We start from the raw sequence: 8,433 nt of genomic DNA on the forward strand, positions 1-8,433 counted from the left end.
TATGCTTGCCTGAGCGTTCCATCTCCGTTCACCTGGCGCTGATGTTTGCCTTATCCGCGCTGCTGATTGTGTCCGTTATCGGCATCCTGCTCAGAAGCTCTTTGCATGACTCTTTGCAAAAGCAGATGCACAACGAACTGCTGTTCCGGGAATCATTAATGAGTCCGTGGATCACCGCACGAACCTCGGCTGACGGCTGGTCACTGCTTGCCAATAAATTCACCGTGTTAACCAATTCTGAAGGTGAACGCGTTCGTTACTGGATAGTGAGCGATAACCCACGCTTTAGCATGGGGGGAACACCACCGGTGGGTGTTGAGTGGTCTTCTTTACAGGAAGGCTTTAATAAAGTGCCCGGCGCATCGGAAGGTGCCTGCTCGCTGTTTCTGTTAGTGAAAACGATCCCCGCCAACGGTGAAAGGCCTGAGCTGCGCTATATCGTTGCCATCGACTCCACGCCGTATATGGGCACACTGAATGCCTTCACCCGGACGCTGTTAATCATTACCGCGCTGGGCGTCGTGATTGTCGCTTTACTGGGATACATCGTTTCAAGGATCGGTCTTCGTCCCGTTGGGGCGCTCAGTAAACAGGCCCGGCATCTTGCACCGGGAGACCATGGCCAGCGCCTGAATACCGAAGCATTACCTGACGAATTACAGCAGTTAGCATCATCTTTTAATGGCGTGCTGGAACGGCAAGAGGTCGCCTGGCGACAGCTCGACAGCTTTAATGCCGATGTTGCGCATGAACTCCGGACTCCGCTTACGAATCTGATCGGCCAGACGCAACTGGGGCTCTCGCGCCGACGCTCGCATGATGAACTGGAAGAATTATTGGGCTCTAATCTGGAAGAACTGGAACGCATGGCGTCTATCGTTAACGACATGCTGTTCCTGTCCCATGCCCACGCGGGTGAACATGCGTCCCAGTTGACCCAAGTGTCGCTGCGAGAAGAAACCCTGAAAACAGCGGAGTACGTTGAACCTTCTTTTGCTGAAAAACAGCTCTCTCTGGATGTTCAGGGCGACGTGATCGCGCACATCGACCGACGTCTGTTCCATCGCTCATTGGCTAATTTACTGGAAAACAGCGCAAGGCATTCGCCGTCCAATAGCACGGTTACGGTGCGGTTAAGCGTAACCGGTCATCAAGCCTGTGTTGAAGTGTCAAACCTGGGCGATCCGATAGCACCAGAGCACTTACACCGGCTTTTCGAGCGGTTATATCGCGTTGACACCTCCCGGGCGAGGAGTGATACCCACCATGGACTGGGCCTGTCGATCGTGCGTGCCGTCGCCATTATGCACAAGGGAGATGTCTTTGCCCGTAGTGAAGGTGGCATCAATACATTTGGCCTCACCTTTGCGATACAAGCGGATAAAGCGGCGGGCAATGCTCAATCCGGCACTGAGCCGGGACCCGGGTTAACTGACAGAATTGTCAGGGGGGCGTCAGCCTGACGTCATCACCCTCTCGATAAAATCATCGCAGGCAATCCCCTCTTCATTGATAAGGACGCTTTGCATGATCAGACATTTACGTTACCTCGGGCTGTTACTGCCGATTACATTTTCATCCTGGGCAGCGGAGCAAAATCCCGCTGTCCATATCACCCCCGCAGGAAGTCAGAACGCGGTATATGGGCCCGCCGAGAACTTTACCGGTCGCGTCCGGGTTGATCCTCTCTTCAGACCGGATAACAACATCCCTGTTTCCGGGGCTTATGTCACGTTTGAACCCGGCGCTCGTTCCGCCTGGCATACGCATCCGGCAGGTCAGCGGCTGATTGTAACCTCGGGTGTGGGGCTCACCCAACAAGAAGGCCAGCCGGTGCAGGTTATCCGCGCCGGTGACGTTGTCTCTTGCCCGGCGGGCGTCAAACACTGGCACGGGGCGGCACCCGGCAGCGCGATGACGCATCTGGCGATAACCGGGATTGTGGATGGCAAAAGCGTTAACTGGAAGGAGTTAGTGACAGATGAACAATACCACGCCCATTAAAGCATTAGCGGCAGCGGTACTGCTGACCTTTGGTTTTGGTCTCGCGGCACATGCTGCCCCCGTCAATAAAGGAGCCTCAGAAATGAACCACGAACAAACGGTTTCAGATACGCTGTCAGTCCGCCAACAGGCCATCCCGCTGATTGCGGCATCAATGGCCAGCAGTCAGATGGATAAGCTGAATGCAGCCCTGAATCAGGGACTGGATGCCGGGCTCACGATAAACGAAACCAAAGAGATTCTCGTCCAGCTTTACGCCTATACGGGCTTCCCCCGTAGCCTGAATGCGCTTAGTGAACTGATGAAGGTCGTCGAAGCACGTAAACAACGTGGCATCGAAGACGTTGAAGGTAAAGAACCGGTCGCCACCATCCCTGTCGGGGATGAGCTTCGCCGTGTCGGTACCGCAAACCAGACGAAAATCTCAGGCGCTCCCGTCCAGGGTCCGCTGTTTGATTTTGCCCCAGTGATTAACCAGTTCCTGCAAACGCATCTTTTCGGTGACATTTTCGCCCGCGATAACCTCGACTGGCAAAGCCGCGAGCTGGCAACGGTTGGCGCATTAGCGGCTACACCAGGCGTTGAATCACAACTGCTGTCGCATACCCGAGCAAGCATGCGGGTCGGCCTGACAGCAGCGCAGCTGCGCCAGCTGGCACAGGTTCTGCGTGAACATGGCGAAAGTGATGCAGCAACGCGGGCTGAAAAGGCGCTGCAGCAGGCGCTCGCAAACAATTAGGAGTGGGTTATGGAGCATGATCCCAACCGCAGAATGTTAATCACCGCACTTGCCGGGCTGACGCTGGCGAACGTTTCTTTGGCATCAGCTGCGACCGAAACCACAAACGTGCAGGGTAAAAGCCGTGTTCTGGTGGCGTACTTTTCCCGCAGCGGAAATACACGCGTCATTGCGGGCGTCATTCACCGCAGCCTGAATACCAATCTGTTTGAAATCGAACCGGCTACGCCTTATCCGGAAGACTATTTTCAGACCGTTGAACAGGCGAAAAATGAGCGTGAGCGGGGAGTCAAACCCGCATTAAAAAATAGCGTTGCAGATATCTCACGCTACGAGACCGTGTATTTAGGCTTTCCGATCTGGGGGACCAGCGTGCCGCCTGTCGTGCAAGCATTTCTCAGCAGCCACAACCTTGGGGGCAAATTACTCATCCCCTTCATTACTCACGGTGGCTACGGTAAAGGAGACAGCGACGACATCCTTGCCCGTCTCGCCCCAACTGCGCGTCGGGAAAAACCGCTGGTCATTGAATGCGACCAGGAGCGAAGAACCACTGAAACGGTCACCAGCTGGTTAGAGACAATACGCAGTTAATCGTCCGCATTCATGAGTCTGCCAAATAAGGGCAATCAGGGGTGCTAAATAATTAACGCGGACAACTCAGATATGATTGAACGGCAAACATAACAGAGGATGTAATCTTGAAGACAATCTTAAAAACACTGGCCATCTGCGTAATGGCGGGTGGCCTGGTGGCTCAGTCGGTCTATGCCGAGCCGCTGGTCATTCAGGAACAAGGAAGCTTTTCTGCTGGTGGCACCATCATTACCGCCCCAGGAACATTTGATGCGAAAAAGCCGCTGGATTCAGCTGGCCAAACCTGGCATGGCGATCATGCGTCTGTGTTCTACCAGATCCCGGAGAATCCGCATAAATACCCTATTGTCATGCTGCACGGCGCAGGTCAGTTCTCCCGTACCTGGGAAAGTACCCCGGATGGTCGTGAAGGTTTCCAGAACATATTCCTGCGTCGCGGGTTCTCAACCTATCTTGTCGATCAGCCACGCCGTGGCAGCGCCGGGCGCACGACGGTAGAAGGTACGGTTACGCCTAAACCGGATGAACAAATGTGGTTCAACCAGTTCCGCGTTGGCGTGTGGCCAGAGTATTTTAAGGACGTTCAGTTCTCTCACGACAAAGAAGCACTGAATCAGTATTTCCGTCAGATGACCCCGAACACCGGGCCGTTTGATATCAATGTCATCTCTGATGCGATGTCCGCCGTCGTGGATAAATCCGGCCCCGCTATCCTCTTCACCCACTCTCAGGGCGGTGGACCAGGCTGGTACACGGCGTTGAAAAACAACAAGGTCAAAGCCATTGTCGCCTTTGAGCCCGGCAGCAGCTTTGTCTTCCCGGAAAAAGAACTCCCAGCCCCTATGCCAAGCGCGTTCGACACGCTGAAGGGTGAGCCGGTGCCGATGGAGCAGTTTATGGCTCTGACCAAAATCCCGATTCTGATTATTTACGGCGATAACATACCGGATAAACCTGTCGCCATGCCCGCGCAGGACAGCTGGCGCGTACGTCTGGCGATGGCTCGCGAATGGCGTGATGTGGTGAACAAGCATGGCGGGGATGTCACTGTGACGCATCTGCCAGAAGTGGGAATCAAAGGGAATACCCACTTCCCGTTCTCTGATTTAAATAATGTGCAGATTGCTGATTTGGTGAGTAAATTCTTGAAAGAGAAAAATTTGCAGTAGCCGTTTTAGAAAATCACCTAAATCATTTAAAAGAGCGCCCAACACATAGTGGGCGCTCATCGCCTTGTGTAACTTATTCAAGTACCGGCAAAATATAACCTTTACGCGCATTTTGCCATGCAAGAACAGCGAGGCCCAACGCAATGAAGGACAGAATTGCGCCCGCCCAGTTCGGAGAAGCCAGTCCAAAACCCGCAGCAATGGTTACCCCACCGGCCCATGCCCCCAGCGCATTTCCCAGATTAAACATGCCGATATTGACCGAGGCCGCCATTGTCGGGGCTCCCGCATGGCTGGCGCGCTCCATAACCAGTTTCTGAATCGGTGAGACCGTCGCGAAGCCGAAGGCCGCCATCAGGAAGACTGAGATGCCGGCAACCCACTGGCTTTCAACACCCGCCCAGAAGACCAGCAGCACCAACCCCTGAGCCGCGAGGGTAACGAACAGCGTGCCAAACAGAGAGCGGTCAGCGAAGCGTCCACCAATCCAGTTACCGACAGCAAGTCCCAGACCAAACAGCACCATTAACCCTGCCACGCCGCCTGAGGAGAAACCGGCCTCCTGCACCATCATTGGCGCAATATAGGTAATCGAGGTGAAAAAGGCGGCCGGACCGAAAATCGTGATCCCCATGACCAGCAGCACCTGCGGGTCAACAAAGGCTCTCAGTTCGTTGCGTAAAGCAATAGCTTTGCCTTTCGCAATATGCGGAACCAGCACGGCTATGCTTGCCATCGTCAGCACCCCGATACCAGCAATGATCCAGAATACCAGCCGCCAGCTAAAGGTTTGCGCAAGCCACGTACCCACCGGAACGCCAAGCAGATTGGCTAACGTCAGCCCCGAAAACATAAAGGCAATGGCGCTTGCCTGGCGTCCGGGTGCCACCAGCGATGCGGCAATAATCGAGCCGATACCAAAAAAGGCACCGTGATTAAAAGAGGTAATAATACGACCGACAATTGCTATCGCCATCGTCGGCGCGATGGCCGTAATGATATTACCGACCGTAAAAATACCCGCCAGCGTAATCAGCATGGCCTTGCGGGGGATCCTCGCGCCAATAATCGTTAACAGCGGTGCACCAATAAATACGCCCAGCGCGTATGACGTCGCCATCATTCCCGCCTTCGGGATACTGACGCTAAATTCTGCTGCGATTTGTGGCAGGATCCCGGCGATGACAAATTCCGTCAGGCCGATACCAAATGCGCCCACGGCGAGGGCGAAAAGTGCGATAGGCATTGCAACTCCATTATTCGTTTTATGGCTTAATAATATTAGGTAGAATTAAGTATATTCATATTTTTATTCAGATTGAGAAGCCCTATGAGCGCATTTGATAAAGAAAAAGATGGTATTCGGCAGACAAGACATAAACCGGCGGAATTGGATGCCATTGACCGAAAAATATTAAGTGCCCTGGCAGAGGATGCAGGACGCAGCTACACGGAATTGAGTGAGATTGTGAACTTATCAGCCCCGGCGGTTCACGATCGCGTAAAACGACTGAAGCGCGATGGGGTGATCAAGGGTACCGTGGCGGTCCTGGATGGCTGCAAGCTGGGACGGACGCTGTTAACGTTTCTGGTTATCGACACCAGTAGCTATCAGGCGACGCGCGCCCTTTTGCAGTTCACCAGCCGCAAGGAGGTGGAAGAATTGCATACCGTTGCCGGCGACGGCTGCGTCTTTATCAAAGTACGCGCCGCCGATACCGAATCGCTGGAAAATTTCCTGATGGAGATTCAGAGCCTTGAGGGCGTACGTTCCGTACGCAGCTATATTGCGCTTTCCACTTTTCTGGAGCGCGGGCCCTCGCCGGATTAACGCGCACCGGCCTTCTGGCGTGCGGTAAAAAAGGTCAGTACGCCCGCGCAAAGGAGCAGCACGCTACTCATGGCAAACGTGCTCTGCCAACCGAGGTGGTCAAACACGATGCCTCCTGCCGTTGATCCAAGGGCGATGGAGAGCTGAATCACCGCGACCATGAGCCCGCCTCCGGCTTCTGCGTTATCAGGCAACGTACGCGCAATCCATGTCCACCATCCGGTTGGCGCAGCGGTGGCCAGCATGCCCCAGAGCCCTAACAGCAACGAAACCGTCCAGACCAGATGCCCGGTCAGCATCAGGCCGATGGCAATGACGGCCATCAGTCCGGGTATGACCATCAGCGTGGGATAGAATTTTCTGTTGAGGAATGTCGAAACAACCAGCGTGCCGATAAAACCGGCTACGCCGATAATCAGCAAAATCAACGACAAGCCTGAGGAATCAACCCGCGTCACGGTCTCCAGGAACGGGCGCACATAGGTAAATAGCGTAAACTGGCCCATGAAAAACAGGCCGCAGGCCAGCATGCCAACCGCAACCACGCGGCGGCTAAGTATGCGGAATACATCGCCAGGTGACGTGCGGCTTTTATTCGCATCCATACTGGGCAGGCTGATGCACTGCCAGATAAAGGCGACCACCGCGATGGGCACCAGGCACAAGAAAGCGCCTCGCCATCCGACCGTGGCACCCAGATAGCTTCCCAGCGGCGCGGCCACGACCGTCGCCAGCGCATTACCGGCATTGAAAATCGCCAGCGCACGCGTGACCTGTTGCTGCGGCACCAGACGAATCGCCGTTGCCGCAGACATCGACCAGAATCCGCCAATCGCCATACCGATCATCGCGCGACCGATCATATACATCAGATAACTGGAAGCCAGCGCAATAATAAGCCCCGATACGGCCATCAGAACCGTCATTCCCAGCAGCAGGAATTTACGATTCATCTTTCCTGCTAGCGTTGAAAGCGTCAGGCTGGTCAGAACCGCCAGTGCGCCGGAGATGGCAATCCCCTGGCCTGCCAGCCCCTCCGTCACGCCTAAATCGCGGGCAATCGGCGTGAGCAGGCTGACGGGCATAAATTCAGAAGCAATCAGCACAAACACGCACAGGGTCATGGCAAAAATACCGCCCCAGTATGCGCGCTGATGAGGATGTGATGGTGTTTGGTTTAGCGTCGACATAGTGAAATTTCACGAAGATCAGGATAAAAGCCACCCGCCAGAGGCCGGTGGCTTTGCATCAATTCAGGAGAGGGTTTATTTCAGTTTGGTCTGGAAAAATTGTTCGAACTTCGCGAAAGGTATTTTTCCGGCCACGTTATCGTAGAGGTCCACATGATTTGCCCCTGGCACCACTACCAGTTCTTTGTCTTTACTGCCAATCGCCTTGAAAGCATCTTCAGCAAAATAGCGTGAATGCGCTTTCTCACCGGTCACAATAAGCGTTGGGATGGTGATTTCACTGGCGTAGCTCAGCAGCGGCATATTCATAAACGACAGTGGCATCGTTGCCGTCCACGCCCCGGTCGAGTTAACGGAACGCTCGTGGAAGCCGCGCGGCATGCGATAGTAATCGAAGAACTCTTTCAGTATCGGATGCGGATTTGCCGGCAGCGTTTCTGGCAGAACGCGCTCGCCCGCGCTGGCCTTGCCGTTGCTGTCGACGTTAATATCATGAGCACCGTGTGCGAACGTGCCGCTCTGCGCATCCTTCCAGCGCTGTTCATTCAGATATTGCAGAACAGCACGACGGTCGGCGGTGGAATAACGGTCTTTGCCATCCCCCACACCATGGCCCATCGCCCGGCTCATGTCGTACATCACGCTGGTAGCCACCGCTTTAACGCGGGTATCCATCGCGGCATCGTTCAGCGCCATGCCGCCCCAGCCACAAATACCGAGCAGCCCGATACGGTTGCGATCCACCTCTTTTTGCAGCCCTAAGAAATCCACCGCCGCGCTGAAATCTTCAGTGTTGATATCCGGTGAGGCGACGTTTCGCGGATAGCCGCCGCTTTCCCCCGTGTAAGAGGGATCGAATGCCAGGGTAACAAATCCTTGTTCCGCCAGCGTCTGCGCATACAG

The 8,433-nt window shown here is 54.6% G+C and carries 9 protein-coding genes; 6 read left to right on the forward strand and 3 right to left on the reverse strand.

Annotation, left to right across the window (positions count from 1 at the left end):
* Positions 1-5: 5 nt before the first annotated feature.
* From OGW16_RS18470 to OGW16_RS18490, 5 genes are all read left to right on the forward strand, one after another.
* The gene (locus OGW16_RS18470) at positions 6-1,463 is read left to right on the forward strand and encodes a heavy metal sensor histidine kinase (RefSeq protein WP_172862959.1); all 1,458 of its coding nucleotides are present in this window, start codon (positions 6-8) and stop codon (positions 1,461-1,463) included.
* A 64-nt stretch (positions 1,464-1,527) separates the two neighbouring features.
* Positions 1,528-2,004 carry a (R)-mandelonitrile lyase gene (locus tag OGW16_RS18475; RefSeq protein ID WP_043016104.1) on the forward strand — a complete coding sequence of 159 codons (477 nt, stop codon included), beginning with the start codon at positions 1,528-1,530 and terminating at the stop codon, positions 2,002-2,004.
* The gene (locus OGW16_RS18480; RefSeq protein ID WP_172862958.1) at positions 1,982-2,743 is read left to right on the forward strand and encodes a carboxymuconolactone decarboxylase family protein; all 762 of its coding nucleotides are present in this window, start codon (positions 1,982-1,984) and stop codon (positions 2,741-2,743) included. The genes OGW16_RS18475 and OGW16_RS18480 overlap by 23 nt, the downstream gene beginning before the upstream one ends.
* Positions 2,744-2,752: 9 nt before the next feature.
* A complete protein-coding gene (locus tag OGW16_RS18485; protein ID WP_105529697.1) occupies positions 2,753-3,337 on the forward strand; it encodes a flavodoxin in 585 nt (194 codons plus the stop codon).
* A 107-nt stretch (positions 3,338-3,444) separates the two neighbouring features.
* Positions 3,445-4,509, forward strand: coding sequence for an alpha/beta hydrolase (locus tag OGW16_RS18490; RefSeq protein ID WP_172862957.1), 1,065 nt, complete (start codon positions 3,445-3,447; stop codon positions 4,507-4,509).
* A 73-nt stretch (positions 4,510-4,582) separates the two neighbouring features.
* Here OGW16_RS18490 and OGW16_RS18495 read toward each other — a convergent pair whose 3' ends face one another.
* Positions 4,583-5,755: an MFS transporter gene (locus tag OGW16_RS18495; RefSeq protein ID WP_172862956.1), complete on the reverse strand. Its 1,173-nt coding sequence runs from the start codon at positions 5,753-5,755 to the stop codon at positions 4,583-4,585.
* An 84-nt stretch (positions 5,756-5,839) separates the two neighbouring features.
* On the opposite strand from OGW16_RS18495, the gene OGW16_RS18500 reads away from it, so the two are divergent.
* On the forward strand, positions 5,840-6,340 hold the full coding sequence (locus OGW16_RS18500; RefSeq protein WP_087050470.1) for an Lrp/AsnC family transcriptional regulator: 501 nt from the start codon (positions 5,840-5,842) through the stop codon (positions 6,338-6,340).
* Here OGW16_RS18500 and OGW16_RS18505 read toward each other — a convergent pair.
* Both OGW16_RS18505 and OGW16_RS18510 read right to left on the reverse strand, forming a co-directional pair.
* Entirely contained in the window at positions 6,337-7,464 is a 1,128-nt protein-coding gene (locus OGW16_RS18505; RefSeq protein WP_043017892.1) for an MFS transporter, read from the reverse strand. The genes OGW16_RS18500 and OGW16_RS18505 overlap by 4 nt on opposite strands.
* A gap of 141 nt (positions 7,465-7,605) precedes the next feature.
* The coding region (locus OGW16_RS18510) for an alpha/beta hydrolase (protein ID WP_286518065.1) at positions 7,606-8,433 on the reverse strand (828 nt) is incomplete at its 5' end.

Source organism: Citrobacter sp. Ce104 (genome assembly GCF_030334595.1).
GTDB classification, from domain to species: domain Bacteria; phylum Pseudomonadota; class Gammaproteobacteria; order Enterobacterales; family Enterobacteriaceae; genus Citrobacter; species Citrobacter europaeus.